The following is a 694-nucleotide window of genomic DNA, read 5'->3' on the forward strand; positions in this document are numbered from 1 at the left end:
GAAAATCCGTAGATCTGAAGAGACCTGCGGTTCTTTTTATATAGAGCGTAAATACATTCAATACCTTTTAAAGTATTCTTTGCCGTATTGATACTTTGATATCTTGTCTTTCTTACTTTAATATGACGGTGATCTTGCTCAATGAGGTTATTCAGATATTTCGATGCACAATGACAGTCAGGTTTAAGTTTAAAAGCTTTAATTACTTTAGCCATTGCTACCTTCGTTGAGGGTGCCTGATCTGTAACTACCTTTTGAGGTTTACCAAATTGTTTAATGAGACGTTTGATAAACGCATATGCTGAATGATTATCTCGTTGCTTACGCAACCAAATATCTAATGTATGTCCCTCTGTATCAATGGCACGATATAAATAGCTCCATTTTCCTTTTATTTTGATGTACGTCTCATCAATACGCCATTTGTAGTAAGCTTTTTTATGCTTTTTCTTCCAAATTTGATATAAAATTGGGGCATATTCTTGAACCCAACGGTAGACCGTTGAATGATGAACGTTTACACCACGTTCCCTTAATATTTCAGATATATCACGATAACTCAATGCATATCTTAGATAGTAGCCAACGGCTACAGTGATAACATCCTTGTTAAATTGTTTATATCTGAAATAGTTCATACAGAAGACTCCTTTTTGTTAAAATTATATTATAAATTCAACTTTGCAACAGAACC

Annotated in this window: 1 protein-coding gene; it reads right to left on the minus strand. The window is 33.7% G+C overall.

What is annotated here, in order from left to right; all coding sequences use genetic code 11:
* Positions 1–638 (minus strand): IS6-like element IS257 family transposase (locus tag HMPREF2642_RS02010; protein WP_070597616.1); only part of this gene is annotated, 638 nt, incomplete at its 3' end.
* Positions 639–694: the final 56 nt, after the last annotated feature.

This window comes from Staphylococcus sp. HMSC055A09, assembly GCF_001809655.1.
In the GTDB taxonomy this organism is placed as follows: domain Bacteria; phylum Bacillota; class Bacilli; order Staphylococcales; family Staphylococcaceae; genus Staphylococcus; species Staphylococcus capitis.